This window comes from Nitritalea halalkaliphila LW7, from assembly GCF_000265075.1.
GTDB classification, from domain to species: domain Bacteria; phylum Bacteroidota; class Bacteroidia; order Cytophagales; family Cyclobacteriaceae; genus Nitritalea; species Nitritalea halalkaliphila.
The window spans coordinates 97,539-120,554 of record NZ_AJYA01000009.1 but is presented as its reverse complement, the minus strand read 5'-3'; the positions used below and the strand labels follow the sequence as shown (position 1 = coordinate 120,554).

19 protein-coding genes and 5 pseudogenes are annotated in these 23,016 nt (G+C 51.1%); 13 read left to right on the top strand and 11 right to left on the bottom strand.

Features of this window, described 5'->3' with window-relative positions; genetic code table 11:
* The first annotated feature begins 343 nt into the window (after positions 1–343).
* A complete protein-coding gene (locus A3SI_RS04120) occupies positions 344–784 on the top strand; it encodes a peptidylprolyl isomerase (RefSeq protein WP_009053771.1) in 441 nt (146 codons plus the stop codon).
* 143 nt (positions 785–927) lie between these two features.
* On the opposite strand, the gene A3SI_RS04115 is transcribed toward A3SI_RS04120, so the two are convergent.
* The 4 genes and pseudogenes from A3SI_RS04115 to A3SI_RS04100 form a co-directional block, all read right to left on the bottom strand.
* The gene (locus tag A3SI_RS04115) at positions 928–2,214 is read right to left on the bottom strand and encodes a NupC/NupG family nucleoside CNT transporter (RefSeq protein ID WP_009053770.1); all 1,287 of its coding nucleotides are present in this window, start codon (positions 2,212–2,214) and stop codon (positions 928–930) included.
* A 229-nt stretch (positions 2,215–2,443) separates the two neighbouring features.
* A complete protein-coding gene (locus A3SI_RS04110) occupies positions 2,444–3,040 on the bottom strand; it encodes a bifunctional nuclease family protein (RefSeq protein WP_040670075.1) in 597 nt (198 codons plus the stop codon).
* 6 nt (positions 3,041–3,046) lie between these two features.
* Entirely contained in the window at positions 3,047–4,015 is a 969-nt protein-coding gene (locus tag A3SI_RS04105) for an electron transfer flavoprotein subunit alpha/FixB family protein (RefSeq protein ID WP_009053768.1), read from the bottom strand.
* 24 nt (positions 4,016–4,039) lie between these two features.
* Positions 4,040–4,776 (bottom strand): annotated as a pseudogene (locus A3SI_RS04100) (electron transfer flavoprotein subunit beta/FixA family protein).
* 334 nt (positions 4,777–5,110) lie between these two features.
* Here A3SI_RS04100 and A3SI_RS04095 point away from each other — a divergent pair.
* Positions 5,111–5,431 carry a hypothetical protein gene (locus A3SI_RS04095; RefSeq protein ID WP_009053766.1) on the top strand — a complete coding sequence of 107 codons (321 nt, stop codon included), beginning with the start codon at positions 5,111–5,113 and terminating at the stop codon, positions 5,429–5,431.
* On the opposite strand, the gene A3SI_RS04090 is transcribed toward A3SI_RS04095, so the two are convergent.
* Positions 5,412–6,416, bottom strand: coding sequence for a zinc-binding dehydrogenase (locus A3SI_RS04090; RefSeq protein WP_040670113.1), 1,005 nt, complete (start codon positions 6,414–6,416; stop codon positions 5,412–5,414). The two genes, A3SI_RS04095 and A3SI_RS04090, sit on opposite strands and share 20 nt — an antisense overlap.
* Before the next feature lie 127 nt (positions 6,417–6,543).
* Positions 6,544–8,106 (bottom strand): replicative DNA helicase, encoded by a 1,563-nt coding sequence (gene dnaB / locus A3SI_RS04085; RefSeq protein WP_009053764.1) that lies wholly within the window; start codon positions 8,104–8,106, stop codon positions 6,544–6,546.
* A gap of 299 nt (positions 8,107–8,405) precedes the next feature.
* Between dnaB and A3SI_RS04080 the strand changes: the two genes are divergently transcribed.
* The gene (locus A3SI_RS04080) at positions 8,406–9,716 is read left to right on the top strand and encodes a UDP-N-acetylmuramate--L-alanine ligase (RefSeq protein ID WP_009053763.1); all 1,311 of its coding nucleotides are present in this window, start codon (positions 8,406–8,408) and stop codon (positions 9,714–9,716) included.
* Positions 9,713–10,518: pseudogene (locus A3SI_RS04075) on the top strand (exonuclease domain-containing protein). The gene A3SI_RS04080 and the pseudogene A3SI_RS04075 overlap by 4 nt, the downstream one beginning before the upstream one ends.
* Before the next feature lie 202 nt (positions 10,519–10,720).
* Here A3SI_RS04075 and A3SI_RS04070 read toward each other — a convergent pair.
* Positions 10,721–11,527 carry a M48 family metallopeptidase gene (locus A3SI_RS04070; protein ID WP_009053762.1) on the bottom strand — a complete coding sequence of 269 codons (807 nt, stop codon included), beginning with the start codon at positions 11,525–11,527 and terminating at the stop codon, positions 10,721–10,723.
* Between the two features lie 117 nt (positions 11,528–11,644).
* Here A3SI_RS04070 and A3SI_RS04065 point away from each other — a divergent pair, with 117 nt between their 5' ends.
* Complete coding sequence (locus tag A3SI_RS04065) at positions 11,645–12,157, top strand: DUF4442 domain-containing protein (protein ID WP_009053761.1); 513 nt, start codon at positions 11,645–11,647, stop codon at positions 12,155–12,157.
* Positions 12,158–12,218: 61 nt separating this feature from the next.
* Here A3SI_RS04065 and A3SI_RS04060 read toward each other — a convergent pair whose 3' ends face one another.
* From A3SI_RS04060 to A3SI_RS04045, 4 genes are all read right to left on the bottom strand, one after another.
* Positions 12,219–12,992 (bottom strand): peptidase associated/transthyretin-like domain-containing protein, encoded by a 774-nt coding sequence (locus A3SI_RS04060; RefSeq protein ID WP_009053760.1) that lies wholly within the window; start codon positions 12,990–12,992, stop codon positions 12,219–12,221.
* Between the two features lie 126 nt (positions 12,993–13,118).
* Positions 13,119–14,621 carry a S10 family peptidase gene (locus A3SI_RS04055; protein ID WP_169315088.1) on the bottom strand — a complete coding sequence of 501 codons (1,503 nt, stop codon included), beginning with the start codon at positions 14,619–14,621 and terminating at the stop codon, positions 13,119–13,121.
* A gap of 94 nt (positions 14,622–14,715) precedes the next feature.
* A complete protein-coding gene (locus tag A3SI_RS04050; protein WP_040670072.1) occupies positions 14,716–15,399 on the bottom strand; it encodes a potassium channel family protein in 684 nt (227 codons plus the stop codon).
* A gap of 113 nt (positions 15,400–15,512) precedes the next feature.
* Positions 15,513–18,065, bottom strand: a complete 2,553-nt coding sequence (locus A3SI_RS04045) for a phosphoenolpyruvate carboxylase (protein WP_009053757.1) — start codon at positions 18,063–18,065, stop codon at positions 15,513–15,515.
* Positions 18,066–18,421: 356 nt separating this feature from the next.
* On the opposite strand from A3SI_RS04045, the pseudogene A3SI_RS20185 reads away from it, so the two are divergent.
* The 8 genes and pseudogenes from A3SI_RS20185 to A3SI_RS22140 all read left to right on the top strand — a co-directional run bounded on the left by A3SI_RS20185 (position 18,422) and on the right by A3SI_RS22140 (position 23,015).
* Positions 18,422–19,638, top strand: a pseudogene (locus tag A3SI_RS20185) (proton-conducting transporter transmembrane domain-containing protein).
* A 121-nt stretch (positions 19,639–19,759) separates the two neighbouring features.
* Positions 19,760–20,305, top strand: a complete 546-nt coding sequence (locus A3SI_RS20175) for a hypothetical protein (RefSeq protein WP_238531585.1) — start codon at positions 19,760–19,762, stop codon at positions 20,303–20,305.
* A gap of 17 nt (positions 20,306–20,322) precedes the next feature.
* The gene (gene mbhE, locus A3SI_RS20170; protein WP_238531584.1) at positions 20,323–20,724 is read left to right on the top strand and encodes a hydrogen gas-evolving membrane-bound hydrogenase subunit E; all 402 of its coding nucleotides are present in this window, start codon (positions 20,323–20,325) and stop codon (positions 20,722–20,724) included.
* A 12-nt stretch (positions 20,725–20,736) separates the two neighbouring features.
* The gene (locus tag A3SI_RS04035) at positions 20,737–21,147 is read left to right on the top strand and encodes a Na+/H+ antiporter subunit B (protein WP_009053756.1); all 411 of its coding nucleotides are present in this window, start codon (positions 20,737–20,739) and stop codon (positions 21,145–21,147) included.
* 6 nt (positions 21,148–21,153) lie between these two features.
* Entirely contained in the window at positions 21,154–21,510 is a 357-nt protein-coding gene (locus tag A3SI_RS04030; RefSeq protein WP_009053755.1) for a Na+/H+ antiporter subunit C, read from the top strand.
* Positions 21,503–22,537, top strand: a pseudogene (locus A3SI_RS04025) (proton-conducting transporter transmembrane domain-containing protein); the annotation flags it as partial. The gene A3SI_RS04030 and the pseudogene A3SI_RS04025, both read left to right, overlap by 8 nt.
* Positions 22,538–22,619: 82 nt before the next feature.
* Positions 22,620–22,697: pseudogene (locus A3SI_RS22145) on the top strand (hypothetical protein); the annotation flags it as partial.
* A gap of 108 nt (positions 22,698–22,805) precedes the next feature.
* Positions 22,806–23,015 carry a hypothetical protein gene (locus tag A3SI_RS22140; RefSeq protein WP_316929066.1) on the top strand — a complete coding sequence of 70 codons (210 nt, stop codon included), beginning with the start codon at positions 22,806–22,808 and terminating at the stop codon, positions 23,013–23,015.
* Position 23,016: the final 1 nt, after the last annotated feature.

Below are 23,016 nucleotides of genomic sequence, written 5' to 3'. Positions count from 1 at the left end.
AAACTTCGAGAAATATGCAGCTGGTGCGAGACGCGGATCATCTTGCCGGAAGCACCGAAAAGTAATTAACTGTAATTCCATTTTTTGGCCTTACCAAAAGTAAGCATTAAAGGGTGCATGCATCCACTAAAAAGCGCCTACTTCGACACGGAGTAGCGCTCTTATTTGCGTAAAATGGCGGCGTGCCAGCACCTCCTGTTCTGAGGTACGTTGCATGAGCTACCCATTCGAGCTACCCTGTAGTAATTTAATCCGATCGTGGCCAGGGACATTCCGGAGAGTTTTCCCAAAAAACGCTTCGCAAGGATGAAAAATAGCCTAAATTTGCACAAAATTTAATTGTATGAAAATCGCAGAAATACATACCGCCAAAGGCCTGATGAAAGTGCGCTTCTATGAAAAAGATGCACCAAAGGCCGTGGAAAACTTTATCAATCTGTCCGAATCCGGATTTTACGATGGGCTTACCTTTCACCGTGTGATCCCCAACTTCGTCGTGCAGGGCGGCTGCCCAAATGGCGATGGCAGAGGTGGGCCAGGCTACACGATTCCCTGTGAGCTAACCGGTGACAACCAATACCATGATAGAGGAGTGCTCTCCATGGCACATGCCGGTAGAAATACAGGTGGAAGCCAGTTTTTCATTTGCCACAGCAGAGACAACACCAGCCATCTGGACCGTAACCACACCTGCTTTGGAAAGGTTTTCGAAGGCCTAGAAGTCATCGACGCCATCCGTCAAGGCGATAAAATCGAAAAAATCGTGATTACAGAAGAGGTCTAAGTCCTCCTTAATGTATAAATGCGCAGTCACCGGAACGCTTCCAAGCCTAGTGAACCTACGCATGAACAAAAAAACCTGGAGCCTAGCGTGAACCGCGTTTGCTCCAGGTTTTTTTTGGCCTTTAGGCCAACGTATTCGCTCTTTTAAGCGATAAGTGCCCCCGCTACGGTAGCTGTCATCATACACGCTAAAGTAGCAGCTAAGAGCGCGCGCATGCCCAGTTTGGAGAGGTTCCCCTGCTGGCTGGGGGCGATGGAGCCAATTCCGCCGACTTGAATCGCGATCGAGCTGAAATTCGAAAAGCCACATAAGGCATAGGTCGCGATAACCACAGACTTGGGGTTCAAGCTATCCGCTGCCTTCATATCCGCTAAGCTGAGATAGGCCACGAATTCATTAATAACTGTTTTCTGCCCCAGCAGAGAGCCCACCTGTAAGGTATCCTGCCATTCTACGCCGATTACCCAAGCGAAAACACGAAAGATCTGACCCAGTAAATACTCTAAGGAAAAACCTTGGAAGGCGCCATTCGTGGAGCTCAACACCCAAGCGTTTAGCCCTGTCCACTCCCCGATAAGTCCCGAGAGTAGGTAGTTGATCGCAGCGATAACCGCGATAAAAGCCAGCAGCATACCTCCCACATTTAGAGCTAATTTAAGGCCCTCTGAAGCCCCGATCGACATAGCGTCGATAAGGTTTACACCCATATTCTCTTGGTTGACCTCGAGACGATCATTTACAGGACTCCCTTTTTCGAGCGGAATCATAATTTTAGCCATTACGATCGCAGCAGGCGCATTCATGATAGAAGCACCGAGCAGGTAGGCAGCAAAGCGGCTTTGCTCCTCGAGCGAATCCCCTCCTAGGAAGGCCACATAACCCGCCAGCACGCCACCCGCGATGGTGGCCATCCCTCCAGTCATGAGGCACATCAACTCTGAACGATTCATCGTAGGAATGAAGGGTCGAACCAAAAGAGGGGCTTCGGTCTGGCCAAGAAAGATGTTTCCTGCGGCTGACAGACTCTCCGCTCCGGAGAGGCGCATGGTGCGGGACATGATCCAAGCGATTCCAAAAACCACTTTTTGGAGCACCCCGAGGTAATAGAGCCCTGCCGAAACTGTAGAGAAAAAAATGATGGTAGGCAGTACCTGAAAGGCAAATATAAAGCCGTAGCTATTCGTGGCCAGATCGCCAAAAATAAACTGCGCCCCCTCAGCGGAGAAGCTTAAAAACTTCACAAAGCCACCCGATAAACCTGCGAACAACTGCGCCACAAAGCCTACTTGAGTGATGAGCACCCCAAAAATCACTTGGAGCACCACGCCTATCCCTACTAAACGCCAGTCTACGGCGCGCTTATTCGATGAAAACAACAAGGCGACGCCTAAAAGCACCACGATGCCAATCAGTCCTCGTACTAGGTCCATTTATTTCCTTCTAGCTGTATCGGGCGGCCCTGCCGGGCCAAAGAAAAAACCCGATGTAAATCAAAGGGCTAAAATTACAGAATAAGCGCGAATTATAGCCATAATTCAGCGAATTTAGGACATGAAAACCCTAAATTATACCGCTTTACCTAACGAAAAAAATGAAAACTCCCACAGCTAGGTGAAAACCTACTATGGGAGTTCTAAATCGAAGTGCTGAAACCTATGTTTAGCCCTGTCGTCTATTCAATTCATCACGGATTTTCGCCGCTTTTTCATAGTCCTCCTTCTTCAGCGCATCTTCGAGCATTTGATTCAACTTATCCAAGCTAAAATCGGAGAAGCCAGATTTTGGTTTCGCACTGCTCGCACGCGAACGCTTAGGACGTACAGTGGACTCTGGTTCGCCCTCGTCGACGACCTCTACGCCCGCCTCGGAAAGCACCTTTTTCACGCAGTATATCTGCGCATTAAAGCGCACCGCTATGGCCACAGCATCAGAAGGACGGGAATCGATCTCATACGTTTTGCCGTCTTTCGTACAGACGATCTTGCTGAAAAAAACCCCCTCAGAAAGGTCTGTTATCAACACATGATCTACTTTGTACTGAAAAGCCGCCGCAAATGACCGAAATAAATCATGCGTCATCGGCCGGTTCGGCACGATATGATCCAGCTCGATCGCGATGGCCTGCGCCTCATTTAAACCGATCACGATAGGAAGACGAATGTGCGAACCCACCTCCTTTAAAACCAATGTAAATGAGCCAGACTGGCTGTTGTTTGTTGATACCCCTACTATTTCTAAAGCTACTGCGTTATCCACGATTCGTTATTTTGCTGCTTCGAGTGCCTGTTTTAGTTTCGGTAAAACATCGAAAGCGTCACCCACTATCCCATAATCCGCTGCCTTAAAGAAAGGTGCCTCAGGATCTTTGTTGATAACTACAATATACTTCGATGAATTTACGCCTGCAAGATGTTGAATAGCACCCGAAATTCCAACAGCCACGTATAAAGTTGGCGCAACTTTTACACCAGTCTGTCCTACGTGCTCATGATGTGGTCTCCAACCGATATCGGAAACGGGTTTCGAACAACCTGTAGCCGCACCGAGGGACTTGGCGAGATCCTCGATCATATGCCAGTTTTCCGGACCTTTCAGGCCACGTCCACCGGACACCACGATATCGGCCTCAGGTAGTAAGATATCACCCTCCGCCTTATCTGTGGCTGTGATTTTAGCCGCGAAAAGTGCATCATCTAGGCTCAGATCCACTGTCTCCACTGTAGCCGGAGCGCCATCAGTGGCTAAATCGATAGCGTTTTTCTTTACCGCCAGAATTTTGTTCTCCTTTTCTACTGCGGTTACCGCAAAGGCTTTTCCGGTGTAAATGCTTCGCTTCACGCGATATCCATCTGAAAGGTCAGGCAGCTCCGTTACATTCGAAACGAGTGCAGCGTCTAACTTGATCGCTAGTCGTGCCGCCACGGCATCGCCGAGAGACGATTTCGCTAATACTAAGGTTTTAGCATCCAGAGATTTCGCTACCTGCGCCACTGCATCTGCATGCGCTTGGATCACCCCTGCATTTAAATTTTCATCCGCCACATGCTTTACGCTGCTAGCACCTGCAGTACCTGCTTCGGCCAGTGCATCCGCACTAATGCTTCCTAAGGCGATGGCGATAACGTCACCCTCACCTGTTTTTTCCGTCAATGCTTTGGCATACGATACCGCCTCTAAAGAAGTCTTCTTTACAGCGCCATCCGCATGCTCGATATATACTAAAATTGCCATGATTTCTGGATTATTATGGGTTGATTAAAGAACTTTTGCTTCGTTTTTCAAGAGCCTTACCAGCTCTTCTACCTGATCTGCGTCGATGAGCTTCACCGCACCCTTTGCCGGAGGCAACTCATACTGCAGGACAGAAGAAGCTACCGTGTCGGAACTTGGCTCCACCACCTGAAGCGGCTTGGTACGTGCAGACATAATGCCACGCATGTTCGGGATTTTCCACTCGGCTATCGGCTCCTGGCAGCCAAGCACTAGCGGCAGCTGCGCCTCTAACTGCTCCTTACCGCCCTCGATCTCACGTGCCATCTTGGCGGTGCTGCCCTCGATATCCAGCTTCATCACCGGAGAAATAGAAGGAAGCCCGAGTAGCTCACCGACCATCCCGTGCACCATACCGCCGTTAAAGTCGATCGACTCACGACCCATGAGGATGAGGTCATAGTTGTTTTGCTTCGCGATGGCCGCGATCTGCTCCGCCACGAAAAGCGAATCTTTCGGAAACGCATTCACACGAATGGCATCATCTGCGCCGATCGCTAATGCTTTTCTTAACGTAGGGTCCGCGTCAGCTTCTCCCACATGCAGTACGGTCACGCTACCACCAGTCTGCTCCTTTAACTCCACCGCCCGCGCTAGGCATAATCGTCATACGGGCCAATGATAAACTGTACACCCGTCTTATCGAATTTCGTGTTGTTATCCGTAAACTGAATTTTGGATGTCGTATCCGGAACGTGCGTTATACAAACTAAAATTTTCATGAAATAGTGGTTTATTGTTAAACTTCACCTGCAAAGGCATTTCGCCCTAAAGATAAAACGGAAACTCAATTTCTATGTTTCGTTTTCCAACAAGTACTTCAAAAATAACAAATGCCGCGGGATTTACCCAAAGTTGCCGCAAATTATTTTTTAGAATTCTACCTTAGAAAACAAATTTTATAGGGAATCACTTCTCTTCAGCACCGTATCGCGGTACCTTCTTTTGATTTTAAGCCCTTTGGTACTTTTTTTCAGAAGGAAGGCTGAAAATTAGGTACCTTTGCCCGAAAGGGCGCCTGCCTGATGCAGTAGCCACCTCCCGATAGCACATGCCATGAACCGACTCGAACAACTTCACACTTTTATCGCAGCAGAGCCTGCCGAGCCTTTTAATTACTATGCCTTAGCACTGGAATACCGCAGCTTACAGCGGGAAGAAGAGGCGCTGGAGACTTTTCGTCTGCTACTGCGCGACTTCCCCGATTACCTGCCCACCTATTTTCACGCCGCCGCCAGCCTAGCTGAGGCAGATGCCCTGGCCGAAGCCCGCAGCACCTACGAAAGAGGCATCGCCCTAGCCGAAAGCCAAGGCGATGCACATGCCCTGCGAGAACTCAAGCAGGCCTTCCAAAACTTTATCTTCGAGTACGAATAACGATTTTTCCTAGCTGGGCACCGGCCTTCATCCGCTCGAAGGCCTCCACCGCTTCCTCCATGCCGAACACCTGGTCTACGACCGGCTGTATGCGGTGCTCCCGCACAAAGTCCAGCATCGCCGAGAAATCCGCATCGGAGCCCATCGTGCTGCCGATCAACTTTAACTGGCTCCAAAACACCTTGCGGGCATCAAAACCAGAAGGATTACCGCGTGTGGCACCGTAAAAAACGAGGCGACCACCTGGTCTGGCCACTTTTATCAGCTGTGCCAAGGTATCACCCATAGCCGAATCGATGATCAGATGATAGCCCTCTGTCTCCGCTAGAGCCGCTTTCACCCACTGCTCATCCGTGTACTGAAAGGTATGCTGCACCCCTACCTCACGGGCTTTGGCTAATTTCTCTGTGCTGCTGGAGCTGGTGGAAACGATAGCGCCAGCCGCTAGGGCGAATTGGGCAGCAAACTGCGCCACTCCTCCCCCAAAACCCGTGACAAGGACCTGCTCACCTGCTACACAGCCGCCCTGCACCATCAGCGCACGGTACGCCGTCAAACCTGCCAGCGGAAGTGCTGCCGCCGCCTCCCACGAGAGATGTTCGGGCTTTTCATGTAGCCGGTTTTGATCCACCTGCACATGCGTGGCCAAGGTCCCGTGTCGAGGCATCCCGAGAATACTAAAAGATTTTTGCTGCGCACCCTCATCAGCACCCCAGTCCAAGGCCGGATTGATAATCACTTCTTTACCAACCCAGTGCGGGTCCACCGTAGCGCCCACAGCCTCTACGACGCCCGCACCATCGGAGCCCAAGATGACCCCATCAGCCAGCCCAGGGTAAAGCCCCTGCCGGCACCATTCGTCGCGGTGATTTAGTGCCGCCGCCTTCAGGGCCACGCGCACCTCGGTAGGACCTAGTAAAGGCAACGCTACCTCTCGAAGCTCTATCTTATCGGATTTCTCCCGATCTAAAACGATTCCTTGTATTTTCATGTTTATGGACAAATTACGTAGGGAAATATACATTTAAAAGTCTAGGCGTCGGCAATTTGTTTCCATTTTTTTTCGATAGGATCAGCCCTTTCCTAGTGGCTGGCGCCAAAAAAAACGGCCCTTAAAAAGGAGCCGGCTCATCACCTCCGGGTAAATCCTCCCCGTTAGCCTTACTCTGCAGGCGGATCATGCCGCCTGACTCGAAATTTCCGCCCCCGCCCGAACCGGTAGGGAATTTATTTCCGTACAGCGCCTCACTGGGCTGATAGGGTACATTCAAATCTAAATCGGCGAACTTGGTGTATTTACCGATAAAACGCAACTTCACCGTCTCCAGCGAACCATTTCGGTGCTTGGCGATAATCACCTCACCCACCCCTGCGGTGGACATGCCCTCATCTTCGGTGATACCGTAATATTCTGGTCGGTAAAGGAACATCACCATATCCGCATCCTGCTCGATGGCACCCGATTCCCGAAGATCGGAGAGCTGCGGACGCTTGTCCCCCCCTCGTGTTTCTACGGCGCGTGAAAGCTGCGACAGCGCGATAACGGGCACACTCAGCTCCTTGGCGATTTTTTTCAGCGCCCGCGAAATGGACGCAATCTCCTGCTCACGATTTCCCCCGCTGTTCTTGCTGTCCCCAGACATCAGCTGCAAGTAATCGATTACAATCATCTGAATATCGTGCTGCGCCTTCAATTTGCGGCATTTAGCCCGCAGCTCCAGCACAGAAAGTGCCGGTGTGTCGTCCACGAAAAGCGGTGCCTTCGCCAACTTCGACGTCTTATGTACCAGCTGCTCCCACTCGTAATCCGCGAGCGTCCCCTTCTTAATCTTTTCAGAATCCAGCTCCGCCTCCGCAGAAATCAATCGATTCACCAGCTGTACCGAGCTCATCTCTAAAGAAAATATCACCACCGGACGCTGATGATCCACGGCGGCATTCCGCAAGGTCGACAGCACGAATGCCGTCTTCCCCATAGCAGGACGCGCCGCGATGATAACCAAATCCGATTTTTGCCAACCCGAAGTCACGCGATCCAAGGCTGTAAAACCACTGGGAACTCCGGTGAGGCCATCCTTTTGGCCCTTTTTGGCCTCCAGTTCTAAAATCGCCTCCTTCATGATCGAGCGCATATCCGAATAATTCTTGCGGATATTTTTCTCCGAAATCTCGAAGAGGCTTTGCTCCATTTTATCTAATAGCTCGAATACATCCGTCGTCTCCTCGAAGGCATCGCGCTGAATTTCCGAGGCGATGCTGATCATCTCTCGCTTCATCGCCTGCTCGGTGATGATCCGCGCATGGTACTCGATATTGGCCGCCGAAGAAACCTTAGAGGTCAGCTCGGCCACCTTAAAAGCCCCCCCTGCGATTTCCAACTGCCCGCTCTTCCGCAGCTGGTTGGTCACCGTCAGCAGGTCGATCGGCGAGCTCTCCGAAAAGAGATCTAAAATCGCCGTATAAATGGCCTTGTGCGCATCTTTATAAAAACTTTCCGGCTTTAAAATATCCACCACCTCGGTCAGCGCATCCTTTTCTAACATCAGCGCCCCGAGCACCGCCTCCTCCAACTCTACCGCCTGCGGGGGAATTTTTCCCGTATTTACCTGAGTTCCGGTAAAGGGCGACTTCCTGCGTGCAGCTGTTGTTCGTTTTTGGCTCTCCTCATTTATCATAGTACAAAAGTAAACGCTTTCAGACAGACTTTATTAACAATTTTTACACGAGTTATACACAGCCCTGATGCTGAGCCCGCTGGGCATCGAAATCTCTGCGCAGGAAAACAGGAACCGCCGGGACGCCCTCCTCCCACTTTTTATTTATGGGCCTGCGGCAAAGTATTTGTGGTGAGGGCATTTCCGCACCTGCCAAATTCTTGTTTACTTGCAGGTGAATCCGCATAGCGCATGAACAAGACGACAGACTTCCATTTTATCGCCGTAGGGGGCGCGGTGATGCACAACTTAGCCTAGAGATGCATGCCAAAGGCCATCAGGTCAGTGGCTCCGATGATGAAATTTACGAACCTTCCCGTAGCAGATTGGCCGCGGCGGGGCTTTTGCCGGAGGCCAAAGGCTGGTTTCCAGAAAAAATTCATGCCGAGCTGAAAGGGGTTATCCTCGGCATGCATGCCCGCGCAGATAATCCGGAACTCCTCGCCGCTAAGGCGCTGAGCATCCCGGTTTACAGCTTCCCTGAATTCGTCTACGAGCAGTCGCGGGATAAACTGCGCGTAGTGATCAGTGGCAGCCATGGCAAGACCACCATCACCGCCATGCTCCTGCATGTGCTCCGCCGCCAGGGCATCGCCTTCGACTACCTCGTCGGCGCCCAGCTCGAAGGGTTCCAGCGGATGGTGCAGCTCAGCGACGCACCCCTCATCGTCATCGAAGGGGACGAATACCTCACCTCTCCCCTTGACCCCCGTCCGAAGTTTTTACATTACCATCCCCATCATGTACTCCTAAGTGGCATCGCTTGGGATCATTTTAATGTATTTCCCACCTTCGCGGACTATCGCCGCCAGTTTTCGCTCTTGCTAGAGGGCCTGCCCACAACTACCCACCTGTACGCATTCGAAGGCGATGAGGAGGTGATGGCGCTCGCCGCGCAATTTGCCGAACGAGGCGGCCAGCTGCATACCTACAACACACATCCGCATCGCATCGCGGCCGGCACGACACACCTGCTCCATGCTGAGGGCGAGACGGCTATCGCCATTTTCGGGGCGCATAATATGCAAAATCTAGCTGGAGCTCAGGCCCTGGCCGCTGCCCTAGGCGTATCGACCGCAGACTTCTACAGCGCCATCGCCGACTTTAAGGGCGCCGCCAAACGACAGGAGATTTTAGCCGAAGGCCCAGATGCTCTCCTCATACGGGACTTCGCGCACGCACCCTCTAAATTACAAGCGACCGTGGAAGCGGTGAAGGGACAGTTTCCCGAGCGTCGCCTGCTGGCTGTTCAGGAGCTGCATACCTATAGCAGCTTAAATGAGGACTTCCTGCCCAACTATGCGCATACCATGGATGCCGCCGACGAAGCCATCCTCTACATGAATCCGAAAGCGGTGGCCTTAAAACGCCTGCAGCTGATGTCTGAGGAGACCCTGCGAAACGGTTTTAAGCGGAAAGATATTCGTTTATTTACCACTAAAGACGACTTATTTACGTACCTTGCAGGTCGCGATTATTCTAACAGCAATTTACTCCTGATGAGCTCAGGGAATTTTGATGACATGGAATTAGCGCCTTTAGTAGAGAAAATTCGACAAGCAAACGCATGAACTTGAACTTAAGAACCCCTATTGCATTTTTTGATTTAGAAGCCACAGGAACTAACATTTCGACGGACAGAATCGTGGAGATTTCGATCGTAAAAGTGCATCCGAATGGCAAGGAGGAGATTTTAACGCATAAGGTGAATCCGACCATCCCGATTCCGGCGGAAGTGACGCTGATTCATGGCATTTCAGATGCAGATGTGAAGGATGCACCCACCTTTAAAGAGCTCGCACAGGAGCTGAACCAGTTTTTCCAAGGAGCCGACTTGGCCGGGTTTAATGTGCTGAAATACGATATTCCGCTGCTGGTGGAAGAATTTCTACGTGCAGGCATTGATTTTGACATCGAGAAACGTAATCTGCTGGATGCGCAGAAAATTTCCACATGATGGAAAAGCGTAATCTGACGGCTGCCTACAAGTTTTACTGCGGCCAAGACCTGAAAAATGCGCACTCCGCAGAGGCCGATACCTTAGCCACCTATGAAGTGTTTAAAGCTCAAATCGCCCGATACGAAGGAGAAGAGGTGACGGATCTGCTCGGGAATACGCGCGGAGTCATCGTAAATGATATGCGTAAGGTGCATGATCTGATCAACGAAAAAATGGTGGACCTGGCAGGCCGCTTTATTTTTAATGAAAAGGGCGAAGAATGCTTTAATTTTGGTAAGCATAAGGGGAAGCCCATCACGCAGGTGCTGAAAGAAGAGCCTTCTTATTACGACTGGATGATGAAGGGAGATTTTCCTTTGGACACGAAGCGTAAATTTACTCAGGTAAAACTGCGCAGCTTTAATCAGCGCTAAATGCATACACGGTAAACACCTAAGCGCGCAAAACCTGGAAATACTGCCTCGCAGAGGGCGAGGTATGCCACCGCTTAAAGCAAGTATACATCAGAAAAACTTGCGAATGGCGCGATAAGTAGGAAATGGATAGCATTAAAAAAAGGCCTAACAGTAATGCTAGGCCTTTTTTCGGTACTGATTAGAAAAACAGCACTTCCGCTTACTGCTGGCTTCTATTATAATATTCCATCGCCTTACTCATCTCTCTATTCAGCTGATCGATGCGACGGTCTGGCCCTGGGTGCGTGGACAAAAACTCTGGTGGACGTCCGCCACCTGCAGTGGCCTGATCCATGCGTTCCCAAAACACAGGCGCCTCACGTGGATCGTATCCTGCTAATGCCATAAACGTCAGCCCCAGCTTGTCCGCTTCCAACTCATGACGCCGTGAAAAGCGCAGCATGCCGAGCTCACCCGCATAACCGACTGACTGTAGAAACAGGTTTTTCGTCAAGTTAGGACGCTCTCCCATGGCCACAGAAAGGCCACCTACAAGCCCATTAAGGGCCAGGGCATTAGACATACGCTCACGCCCGTGGCTGGCCACTGCATGCGCGATTTCATGCCCCATCACCACGGCCACGCCCGCCTCATCGCGGCAAATAGGCAAAATCCCCGTATAAAAAGCCACTTTGCCGCCAGGCATACACCAAGCATTAATCTGATCGCTTTCGATCAAGTGGAACTCCCAATCAAAGCCTTTTAGCTCATTTTCGAAGCCCTGCTCGATGAGGTACTGCTCCACGGCTTTCGCCATACGATTTCCGACACGTACGACCATTTGGCCCTGCTCAGTGTTGGTGACCAGACGCTCCCCCTGCTTCACCTGCTTGTACTGTTCGAAGGACATCGGTAAAATTTCCGAGTTCGGGATGGCCGCTAGCTGCCGCCGACCGGTTAAAGGAACCTTCGCGCAGGCATAAACGAATAGCCCCAGCGTAAAAAAGAGCAAAATTTTCTTGTACATGGTGGTTGATTTTTAGTTGACAGCACCCAAAAAAAGTGCCATGATGAAACTCAAATCATATTTTTGAGTATCTTTAGTATATACAAAGATAAGGAGTTAAACTACGATCGAAACGCTATGGCAGAAAAAATCACCCCCAGCACCCGAGAATTAAACCCCGCGGCAGCATCCTACCGGAAAAAAATGACCTCGCCCTTCATTTTTAAGCTGGCCATGCTCAGCAAACTTCCCTCAGCACTTTTTTGGAAACTTAAAATCGAATCCCTAGACGGAGAGAAGTGTGTGGTTAGCATCCCTTTTACATGGCGAACACAGAATCCCTTTAAGAGCATTTATTTTGCCGCGCTAGCGGGAGCCGCCGAACTGAGTACGGGAGCACTGTGTCAGCTCGCCCTAGCGGGCAAAGGGAAATTCAGCATGCTGGTCGTGGATTTTCGCGCAGAGTACTATAAAAAAGCCGATGCCCGCATCCACTTTACCTGCGAACAGGGAGAGGAGGTGGCTACACTGGTGGACAGCCTGCAGCCCGGTGCCTCTGGAACCATTACCACGGTCAGCACAGGAAAGAACCCTGCCGGACAGGAAGTCGCGAAATTTTACGTCACTTGGTCTTTTAAGCGCAAAGCCTAAGCCTAAACCCAAGCCTAAACCCTCAGCCCTTCCCATACAGCGTGGGCGAAAAATTTTCATCTCAGCGGTAGCGGCGCGGTGGATCATACTGCCGCCGCCACGCATAAGAACGGAAAAACTCATAGAGCATACGGCTCACCGTGCTTGCCGGCAGGTCCGCAAACTGATGGCTGCGGTTTTCCCAATTAAATTCCACCACCAAGCTGTCATACTCTTTTTCGGTCAAATTAAATTCTAAAATCAGGCGATTACGCACCGAATCGGACTGAATAAGGTCCAGATAGGGCTGCTGACGGGCACGGAATTCCATTTTGCGCCGATACTGCCGCTTATAGCGCTCGCTTTTCATGAAGTAAGAGATAGGACCGTCGATGGTCAGGCCGGGCATCAAGCCGGGATTATCTGCCAATCCAGAGTAGATTTTCCCTGGTCCCGCTGGCCGATCGGAAAGCCCGCGCATCATGGGCTGGAACTCGTAGTCCATGTTGTACTTAAAATAATCCCCATACACATCGAAGGTGGGTAGCGTGCGTGCATTCAAGTAAATTTCCAGCAGGAGATGACGCTCCTCCCCAACTTCCATTTCCTGCCCGATCCAGTTCGGCTTCGACCAGGCGATGCGATCCCCGCTTTGCCCTTTAAGTCGAAAATACCCACGCGCATTCGTCTGAGCCGAGTCCCCACGGCTGAGATTGACCACGGTCACCCCCTCCACATAACTGCGGTCCAGACCATCGACGATGTTTCCTGAGATGGTCTGCGCCACCCCCGTCACCGGCAAGAGCCCCAGCCCGAGGAGGCCGAAAAGGAAGAAAATAAGTAAAGAATGCTTCACCCTGTAAAATTACGCTTTTCTTTTGGCTTACGTAAAATCAGCTGTTAAAGGTTATTAAACAGAAAACTCCCCCGACGCATGACCGAGGGAGTTTCCCTTATTTTACTTTGGGCCTAGGCCCAAAAATCACTTCTGAACTTCCCAGTACTTCGCTGGAGCATCCTTCGCCGGAATCGTGCGCTTGATAAAGTCACGCACATCATCGTTCGCATTTTTCAAGTCCTCCGCACGTAAGTACATCATGTGTCCGCTGCGATAGCCTTTAAACTCTAAGCGATCCTGCAGTTTGCCTGCCGGATCCATCGCCCAGTGGTTATACTTGGCGTTAAAATAATCCGTACCCCCGTCGTAGTAGCCACTTTGGGTGAGGACATGCAGGTAAGGATTTTGAAGCATGGCCTGCGCCAGCTGCATCCCTGTGTTATCGCCACTGCGGTCCCATGGATTTACTGGGCCGAAGAGGTAATAGGTCAGGTCGGTATTGTACTTCAAAATGTTTTTCGCGTAGTAGTTCATCGCTGGGCTGAAAGCGTGGTTCCAAGCCGTCAGCGCAGGATCATAATCATACGCTTGTCCAGCATCTGTGCGATCCACACCTCGGTAGCGGCTGTCCAGACGGCCCACGGTCAAGCCTCGATCGCGAAGCAATTCCTTCCAGTAAAAACTAGTGGGCACTGCGAGCGCATGCTGCAAGATCACATCCTTACTCAATCCAGAGTAATAAGCCATTTTTTCAGCGATTTTATTCCGCTCTGCTGCAGGCAGTGAGCCCCCCTTAGCGATAGCCGGAAGCACCACATCCAGTGTGTAAGCCTCCACTTCAGGAAGGAGATCCGCCTCCAGATCTTTCGCCTGCAGCTCAGGAGCTAAGGCCTCATGATACCAAGCCGTGGCCGCATAGTAGGGCAGGTAGTTGGCCTGCATCACTGCACCGCTTCTATCCAAGCCCAGTCCAGTAGGAGAAACTAAAATCACTCCATTTAAGTACATCCAGTGGGAATTTTGGAGGGCATAAGCCAAGCCTGATACGCGGGTAGTGCCATAGCTTTCACCGATAAGGTACTTAGGCGACTGCCAGCGGTTTTGGCGCGTGACGAAAGATTTCACCCAATCTGCGAGGTAGCGAATGTCCGCGTTCACCCCAAAGAACGTGCTGCGCGGCGTGTCTTTATCCACGATGCGGCTGTACCCGGTATTCACCGGGTCGATAAAAATGATGTCTGCCACATCTAAGATAGAATGTGGGTTTTTCTTCACGCCATAGGGCTGCAGCGGATAGCCTTCATCGTCGATATTAAGCACATAAGGGCCTGTATAGGCCAAGTGCATCCATAGGGAGCCCGAGCCTGGACCTCCATTAAAGGAAAAGACGATCGGGCGCTCTGCCTTGTTTTGCACATCTGTGCGCTCATAATAGGTATAAAAAAGCGAGGCGATAGGCTCTCCGGCATCATTCCAGACCGGCATAGTGCCCGCTGTGGCCTTATACGGCACCCGTGTTCCATTAATGGTGACCTCTCCGCTCGTCTCCACGGCGGACTCTACTTTAATTTCACGTTTCTCTTGTGCGTGCACAGTTCCTGCCAGCAGGAGCGCCGACAGAAGGATGGGCATAAATCGTTTGAACATAGCGTATCATTTAGTCTGCACTAAATTACCAAAAGCCCGCGCAATCCGGCATTGAATTTTATTTGAGGTGAATATCACGTTTCAGCGGCAGCACTTATTCAGTGGTTTTCCGGGTTACATTAAGCGAAACCAACTGTGCGATCACCACGGCTGGATATAAAATGCCCACGGTAGACAAGAAGCTTGAAAGCATTTTAGAGCTGATATGCGAGGGGACGATGTCTCCGTAACCTACCGTGCTCAGAGATACCATGCTGTAATAAATGTATATGCCGAAATCTAAGTCACTCTTTTGAAAAATTATCTCCCCCTGAAGCACCTCGCCGTGGGTAAGGGCTAAAATCTCTAAGGTAAAGGCCCCGAACATCCCCAAGAGCAGGTACACATTCACCGCCCCGATGATGCGGTAGGCGTTCGCCTCCTGATCGCGAAAAAGCAGGCGCAAGTTTAAAAAGATAAATAATAGCAAATTCGCCACCCCCACGATACGCTCGACAAGGGCAAAAGATAGCGGCCCGTCGGAAAATCGGATGATTTTTAGGGTGATATGCGCCACAAGTAACAAAAGCGCAAACGTACGCATCTGCGCCCCCGAGGCGGAGAGCACGCTCAGCAGAAAGAGCCCGACGAGTAGCCCATTAAAGCCAATCTCACTTAAATGGCCACTCTCTAAAAAAATGGGGATGATAAAACAAAAAAGCAATAACAAAAGCAGAAGTGCCACGAAGCTGACATCCGATAGCCAAAAGCTTTTGATTCGTTTAACCGTTTCTCTCATGCAGGAAAGATACAAGGTCTCGTGCAAAATCCCGCTTTCCTTTTGGGCGGAAGCCCAAAAAAAAGACCCCGCGCAAACGATCGGGGCCCCACTTACTAGCTAATCATACTCGTTTATGCTGCATTTCGAGCTGCATTGATAATACCAAACATCGTGCGCAGGATTAGCTTCTGCAGCACAGGGTCCTCCTCACCAGACTCCAGCATGCTCTGTATCGCATACTGCTGAATCGTGATCAGCGGCAGCACGATACGCTCACGGATGCGAATCGACTGCTTGGATACCGGCGCATCCTCTAACAGACTCTCCATATCGGCTAATGCAGTCAGCTGCTCCACGGTACGCTCGTACTCCGTTTTCATCAGCTCCCAGAAAGGCCCATACTCGGGGTGCTCCTTCAGGTAGGCCGTTGCCGGATAGTAAGACTTGGCCAGTGACTGCATAGAATTGCCCATCAGCGAGCGGAAAAACAAGCTGTCTCGATACAGTTTTTTCACCTCTTCCCACTTGCCCGCAGCTTTACAGGCTTCCAGTGCCTTTCCGACGCCATAAAAACCTGGAATGTTTTGCTTCATCTGCGACCAGCTGCCTACAAAAGGGATGGCGCGCAGGTCCTCGAACTTCAGGCCACCGCCCTGCCCGCGCTTCAGTGGACGAGAACCTACATTGGTTTTGCCAAAATACTTGAGCGGTGTCACATGCTCCAAGTAAGGCACGAACATAGGATGCTTTTTAAATTCCTTATAATGGGCATAGCCCACATCCGCCAGCTCATCGATGAGCGCACGCTGCGCATCGTTTAGGCATTTCTCATCACTCGGATAGAGGTCCGCTTCCACTCCCGCACAGAGCAGCTGCTCCAAATTATAGGTACAGGAGGCGATTTTGCCATAGTTAGCCGAAATCGTCTGCCCCTGAATCGTCACTTGAATCTCGCGATTTTCCACACGCTTCCCGAGAGAGGCATAGAAGTTATGCATATTCCCCCCGCCACGTGCTGGAGGCCCACCCCTACCGTCGAAGAAAACCACGGCGATTTCCTCCTGCCGAGAGATGGCCGTCAGCTCCTCCTTGGCCCGTAAAATCGCCCAGTTGGCCTTAATGTAACCCCCATCCTTCGTGCCATCAGAAAAGCCCAGCATGATGGTTTGTTTTTTATTGCGCTCGCGCAAATGGGCCGCATAGACGGCATCCGAATAGATCGTTTGCATAATCCCCGGAGCATTTCGGAGATCATCGATGGTCTCGAACAGGGGCACAATATCCAAGGTGAGTGGCTTGCCCTCCTTACACAGAGTCAGCTTGGCTAAGTAAAACACCTGCATGATGTGCAGCAGGGACTGACAGTTCGAAATGATGTAGCGATGCAGGCCCGCCTCCCCATTAAAATCCTGCACATAGGCGATAGCATCGAAGCAGGCGAGCATCTCCTGGTGGAAAGGATCCTGCAGCTGCTCGATAGCGGGCAAACTGTCTACCTCGCGGACGATAGCCAGTTTCTCTTCCTCCGTGCCCGCCTGATAAGCAGCCAGTTTCTCTTCACCCAGCTGCAAGCCAATAATCTCCTGCCAGAGCCCATCATGCTTACGACTATCTTGTCGGACATCCATAGTCGCGAAATGAAAGCCGAAAACCCGTACTTTCAAGATAAATTCGTCTAGATGCTCCACGAATAGGCCCTCGTGCTGCTCCATGACGATTTGGCGTACCGCCAAAAGATCCTCAATCAACTCCTCCGCATGCAAGTAGATGGGTGTGGCCTCAAAAAGGGTGCTGTATAGCTTGCGCTCAATACCGAGCAGCAAATGCTCTACCCCTTTAAAGGTCAAGCGGCGTCGCACCTTTCGGATATCCCGGTAATAGTTGCGCAGCACCCAGCGATGCAGCCGCTCTGCCACCTTCTGCGTGATGTCATGCGTGACATAGGGATTCCCATCCCGATCACCCCCCGGCCAAAAACCGATGCGCAGGAGTCCCGTATTCTTCCACTCATGCAGCGGAATATCGAGCGCACGTAGCATGCGGGTTAAAATATCGCTTATAGAAGGATAAAAAACGTTTTCTAAGTACCAAATTAAACTGACTGCCTCGTCGAAAGGCGTCGGCTTTTCCCTATTGATAAATCCGGTCTTGCCCAGCTGCTGCAGGAGCGTATTGATAGTGCCCAGATCATTCGCACGGATGGCCTGCTCCATGTCTGTCATAATCCCCAAGACATTCCCCGGATAAAACTGTGTCGGGTGCGCCGTCAAGGTCAGCCGCACAGAAAAATTATTCAATTTATCGATCAGCGCCTGTCGCTTGTTGTCGTTATCCACCCTGGTGATCAGCGCAGAAAGTGTTCCTTTTCCCTTTACATCATTTACCTTATCGAAAGCAGCATCTTCTATGGAGTCGAAAAGTACGACCTGCCGCTCAACATACTGCACCATGTGAAAAAGCAGCTGATCCCGCTCCTCCTTACTCCTCTCCTTCATGAGCTCTTCGAAAAACTGCTGGATGATCGCTTTCGGCGTCTGTCCCGCCTCAAGACCCTCCTTACAGCGAGTCGCCAGTACAGGCAGCAAAGTCCCCGTACGGTAAATGTCACTGAAAGGCAAGTCCAAGAAAAGACTGTTGTAAATCGTAAATCGCTTTGCGACTTCGGTCTGATAAATTGTAGACATAATAGGTTTGTTGTGTAGTGATTACAATTTAGGCAAAAATGATCGAATATTTTTAACTATTCTCAAATTTACACGGATAAAACCGAAAATTGTTCGGAAATCAGCAGCAGAAAACATGCTCCGCCTATCAAAAAGATGGGGGAAAACATATCCTCTTCATTTTCTGCTATGTGCAGCCGTTGGCCTAAAAATTATTAAAAGTCTGTAAACTTTTATCTAAGAAATTTTGTCCCTATAACGTAATTGCCGATAATTTTAACGATTCTATAACGTACATCTTCTGCCTGTTAGCGCTACAATTCTAAAAATTTGCGTACTTTAGGCCTTTCGTTTCGAAGATTGAACGCCGTACACTTATGATCTTTGCCGTTTTAGCGGGCTTTTTGGTGGCCGCTCTCATTCCCTTTTTCAGCCGCTTTCTGCGCGATAAGGGTGCACGCTTATTCCCTCTCTTACCCCTCGGACTGCTAGGTTATTTCGCCAGCTTCATCGGGCAGGTGAGCATAGATAGTGGCTACACCGTCAGCTACTCCTGGGTACCTTCCTTGGGAATTAATTTCGACTTCCACCTCGACGGCCTCTCCCTGCTTTTTACACTTCTGATAACAGGAATCGGAACGCTGGTGTTTCTCTACACCGCCGCCTATTTAAAAGGTCATCCTTATTTAGAACGATTTTACGGTTACCTGAGCATGTTCATGGCCGCCATGTTAGGCCTCGTGCTCAGCGATAACATCCTCACGCTGTTCATCTTCTGGGAGCTGACCAGTATCAGCTCCTTCTTCCTAATCGGATTTAATAATGAGGACCCCAAGTCCCGCGCATCCGCACGACTGGCTCTCAGCATTACAGGCCTAGGCGGACTCTTCTTGCTGGCAGGCGTCTTACTGATCGGTGCCGTGGGTGAAACATACAGCATCCAAGAGCTTATCAGTTCCAGCGAGCTTCTAAAAGGTCATGCCTGGTACGGCTGGATGGTGGCCCTCCTCCTCGTGGGCGCCTGCACCAAATCGGCCCAGTTCCCCTTCCATTTTTGGTTGCCCGGCGCCATGAAAGCCCCCACGCCCGTAAGTACCTACCTGCACTCCGCCACCATGGTAAAAGCTGGCGTTTACCTGCTGGCACGCTTCACCCCTGTTCTGGGCGACCATGCCTACTGGAACACCCCGCTCATTCTTATCGGCTCCATTACCATGGTCTATGCGGCCATCCACGCCCTCTTCCGCATGGACATGAAAGGCATTTTAGCCTACTCCACCATCTCGGCACTAGGGGTTTTAGTCTTCCTGATCGGCCTTGGCACCGAGGAAGCCCTGCTCGCTGCAGGCGTCTTTATCCTCGTGCATGCCTCTATAAGGCCACCCTATTCCTGATCACCGGCATCGTCGACCATGAGACGGGAACCCGTGACGTATCTGTTTTGGGGGGCTTGCGCAAAGTCCTCTTCCCTGTCGCCATTGCGGGCCTCTTAGCAGCGCTTTCCAATGCAGGAGCCCCTCCCTTCTTCGGCTTTATCGGCAAGGACCTGATCTATGAGGCTACCTTACACCTGGCTCCTATGGCACCCTTTTAACCGGCTTAGCCTTCCTAACGAATGCCTGCCTGCTCTTTGCAGGGCTTCTGGTCGGCCTCAAGCCCTTTGCAGGTCCCCTGCCAAAAGCCTATGAAAAGGTGCACCTTCCGAGCCCGCTGATGTGGGTACCGCCCCTGCTGCTGGCCTCCCTCGGCCTACTCTTCGGCCTAGCGCCAGGCTGCTGGAGGATAGCCTGGTGTCCCCCGTGCTGGCCAGCATGCTGCCGGGAACCGAGGGCGCACACCTGAAGCTTTGGCATGGCTTTAATACGGTGCTGGTCTGGAGTTTAGCCACGCTAGCTACCGGAACGGGCCTCTACTTCGTCCTCAAGCCTTCCGAAAGCCTATTGCAGAAAGCTACGCGGTTTGAAGGGGCCTCTCCCATGCAGTTGGTATTGGCTTTCGGCAAAGGATTCTTACGCCTCGCAAAAGCCTGGACGACCTTTTTCCAAAACGGTTATTTGCGCAACTACCTGCTCACCATCATGGTATTCCTCACGGTGCTACTCGCCTGGAGGCTGTTCGAGGGGGCCAAGCTGGTCGTGAGCACAGAAGATCTAACCGAAATGACGCTTTATGAGGTGATTATCACGGTGGTTATGTTTGTCTCCATTGTATTTGCGGTATTTTCCACCTCCCGCCTCGTGGCAGTGGCCTCCTTAGGGTGATGGGCTTCTCTATCTGTATGATTTTCCTCTTCTACTCGGCACCAGATTTGGCCATGACGCAGTTTAGCATTGATACGCTGACGGTCATTCTTTTCGTGCTGGTGATTTACAACCTCCCGAAATACAATACCATCTCCAGCAAGGCCCTACGTGTGCGTGATGGGATTTTGGCCCTGTTTTTCGGCACGCTGATCGCCCTGACCACACTGGAAGTGCTAAATGAGCCGATAAACCGCGAAACATCCACCTACTACGCCGATAATGCCTATGTGCTGGCGAAAGGAAAAAATGTGGTCAATGTCATCTTAGTTGATTTCAGGGGCTTCGATACGATGGTAGAAATCATCGTACTGGCGATCGCCGCCATCGGCGTCTTTTCCCTGCTGAAACTACGTCTGAAAAGTATCGAAAAAGAATAAGCCTATTCGTTTATGAAAACATTAATCTTTAAAACTGCCTCCGGCTACTTACTCCCGCTTTTAGTGCTTTTTTCGGTCTTTATCTTGCTGCGCGGGCACTATCTCCCTGGAGGGGGCTTTGTGGGTGGACTGATCGCCAGCATCGCCTTTGTAATTCACTCATTCGCGAATGGATTAGAAGAAACCAAGCACCTGATCAAGATGCATCCCGGCTTTCTTATGCCAGTGGGCCTGTTACTGGCTATCCTCGCAGGCGCATCGCCCCTGTTCATCGGTGAAACCTTTATGACCGGGCTTTGGTTCGAGAATCCCGTGCCCGTGATCGGCATGGTGGGCAGCGCGCTCTTCTTCGACCTGGGGGTGTATCTGGTGGTTATCGGCGTGACGCTTACCATCATCTTCACTATTTCTGAAACGCTATAAGTCACTATGGAACTGATCCTTGTCATCCTCATAGGCCTGCTGTACGCCTCCGGCATCTACATGATGCTGCGCCGCAGTATGGTTAAAATGATTATCGGCCTCATCCTGCTGGGAAATGGAGCCAATATGCTGATTTTCCTTCTCGGGCGAATCGTAAAAGGCAAGCCCCCAATTATCGATAGCGCCGAAAAGGTCTTTCAGGACATCTATGCCGACCCCGTGCCGCAAGCCCTCATTTTGACGGCCATCGTGATTTCCTTTGGCCTACAGTCTTTTGCTATTATTTTGGTGAAGCGCGCCTATAAAGTGGTGAAAACCGACGATTTAGACGCCTTAAATTCCACGGACGAGATTTATGACTAACCCTTACATCGTTTTACCGGTTCTTTTTCAACTGCTCACCGCAGTGATTCTCCTGTTCTTCTGGGCGAAGGTGAACACGCAGCGCCTCATTAGCATTATCGGCTCGCTGATCAGCATGGGGATCGCCATCCACCTCTTTTATCAGGTGTATGGACAGGGCATTCAAACCATGCAGGCTGGCAGCTGGGCCGCTCCCTTTGGCATCACCTTCGTGGCAGACCTGCTCAGCGCCACCATGGTGCTGCTCACCACCCTTTCGGGCCTGGCCGTGGCTGTATTCTCCACAGGCAGCATCCGAAATGCCCGTCTTAAATTTGGCTTCCTGCCCATCCTGCACTTCCTGCTCATGGGATTAAATGGCGCCTTCTTAACAGGAGACATCTTCAACCTATACGTGTGGTTTGAGATCATCATCATCGCCTCCTTTGTTTTGATCACCATTGGTGGCGAAAAAGCCCAGATCGAAGGCTCGATCAAGTACGTGACGATGAACCTTTTGGCATCGGCCATCTTCCTGACCGCCATCGCTATTTTATACGGCTTGGCGGGCTCGCTAAACATGGCCGATCTATCCGGACAGGTGGCAGCGATCGAAAACCGTAATCTCGTCCATGTCACCGCCATCTTATTCTTAGTAGGTTTCGGTATCAAGTCCGCCGTCTTCCCGCTTTACTTTTGGCTACCTGCCTCCTACCACACCCCTCCTCCGGCCATCTCAGCCATCTTCGGAGGGCTCCTGACGAAGGTGGGCGTCTATGCCATGCTGCGCATCTTTACGCTTATCTTTATCCCCGACGATTTCCTCTCCGATTTACTCAGCGTGATGGCGGGGCTTACCATTCTCTCGGGCGGACTGGGAGCGCTGCTCCAAAGCAATATGCGCAAGATTTTCTCCTACCTGATCATTTGCCATATCGGCTTCCTCATCGCCGGCCTGGCCATGTACACAGAGCTGGCCCTCTCGGGAACCCTGTTTTATTTGGTGCATGATATCGTGGTTAAGACCAACCTCTTTCTTCTGGCAGGCATTATTTTTAAGCTCACAGGCACGCTAAACATCCAAAAGCTAGGGGGCATGTATAAAAAAATATCCCAAGCTCAGCCTGCTCATGGCCATACCGCTCTTTTCCTTGGTGGGGATTCCTCCTCTTTCGGGCTTTTGGGCGAAGGTAGGATTGATTCAAGGTGGCTACCTAAGTGGTTCCTATGTGCTGGCGGGCATGATCGTGCTGGGGAGCTTTTTGACTCTCTTTGCTATCGCAAAGGTCTGGTCAGAGGTCTTCTGGAAAGAAGCCGTGGACCTGCCTAAAAAGATCGCGGTGAAGTATTTCTATGAACTAAAGCCGATCAAGCGCGTCGCCATGGTGGTGCCCGTCATCGTTTTGGCCGCCGTTTCCCTGTACATCGGGCTGATGGCGGAACATATCGTGCTGCTCTCCGAGCGTATCGCCAGTGATTTAATGGAGCCTTCAGGCTATATCCAAGCCGTTTTAGGAACTAAATGAT

Coding starts and splice junctions, on each gene's coding strand:
- A3SI_RS04120 (WP_009053771.1), top strand. CDS start 344: ATGAAAATCGCAGAAATACATACCGCCAAAGGCCTGATGAAAGTGCGC.
- A3SI_RS04115 (WP_009053770.1), bottom strand. CDS start 2,214: ATGGACCTAGTACGAGGACTGATTGGCATCGTGGTGCTTTTAGGCGTC.
- A3SI_RS04105 (WP_009053768.1), bottom strand. CDS start 4,015: ATGGCAATTTTAGTATATATCGAGCATGCGGATGGCGCTGTAAAGAAG.
- A3SI_RS04095 (WP_009053766.1), top strand. CDS start 5,111: ATGAACCGACTCGAACAACTTCACACTTTTATCGCAGCAGAGCCTGCC.
- dnaB (WP_009053764.1), bottom strand. CDS start 8,106: ATGATAAATGAGGAGAGCCAAAAACGAACAACAGCTGCACGCAGGAAG.
- A3SI_RS04080 (WP_009053763.1), top strand. CDS start 8,406: ATGCATGCCAAAGGCCATCAGGTCAGTGGCTCCGATGATGAAATTTAC.
- A3SI_RS04070 (WP_009053762.1), bottom strand. CDS start 11,527: ATGTACAAGAAAATTTTGCTCTTTTTTACGCTGGGGCTATTCGTTTAT.
- A3SI_RS04065 (WP_009053761.1), top strand. CDS start 11,645: ATGGCAGAAAAAATCACCCCCAGCACCCGAGAATTAAACCCCGCGGCA.
- A3SI_RS04055 (WP_169315088.1), bottom strand. CDS start 14,621: ATGTTCAAACGATTTATGCCCATCCTTCTGTCGGCGCTCCTGCTGGCA.
- A3SI_RS04050 (WP_040670072.1), bottom strand. CDS start 15,399: ATGAGAGAAACGGTTAAACGAATCAAAAGCTTTTGGCTATCGGATGTC.
- A3SI_RS04045 (WP_009053757.1), bottom strand. CDS start 18,065: ATGTCTACAATTTATCAGACCGAAGTCGCAAAGCGATTTACGATTTAC.
- mbhE (WP_238531584.1), top strand. CDS start 20,323: ATGATTTTCCTCTTCTACTCGGCACCAGATTTGGCCATGACGCAGTTT.
- A3SI_RS04035 (WP_009053756.1), top strand. CDS start 20,737: ATGAAAACATTAATCTTTAAAACTGCCTCCGGCTACTTACTCCCGCTT.
- A3SI_RS04030 (WP_009053755.1), top strand. CDS start 21,154: ATGGAACTGATCCTTGTCATCCTCATAGGCCTGCTGTACGCCTCCGGC.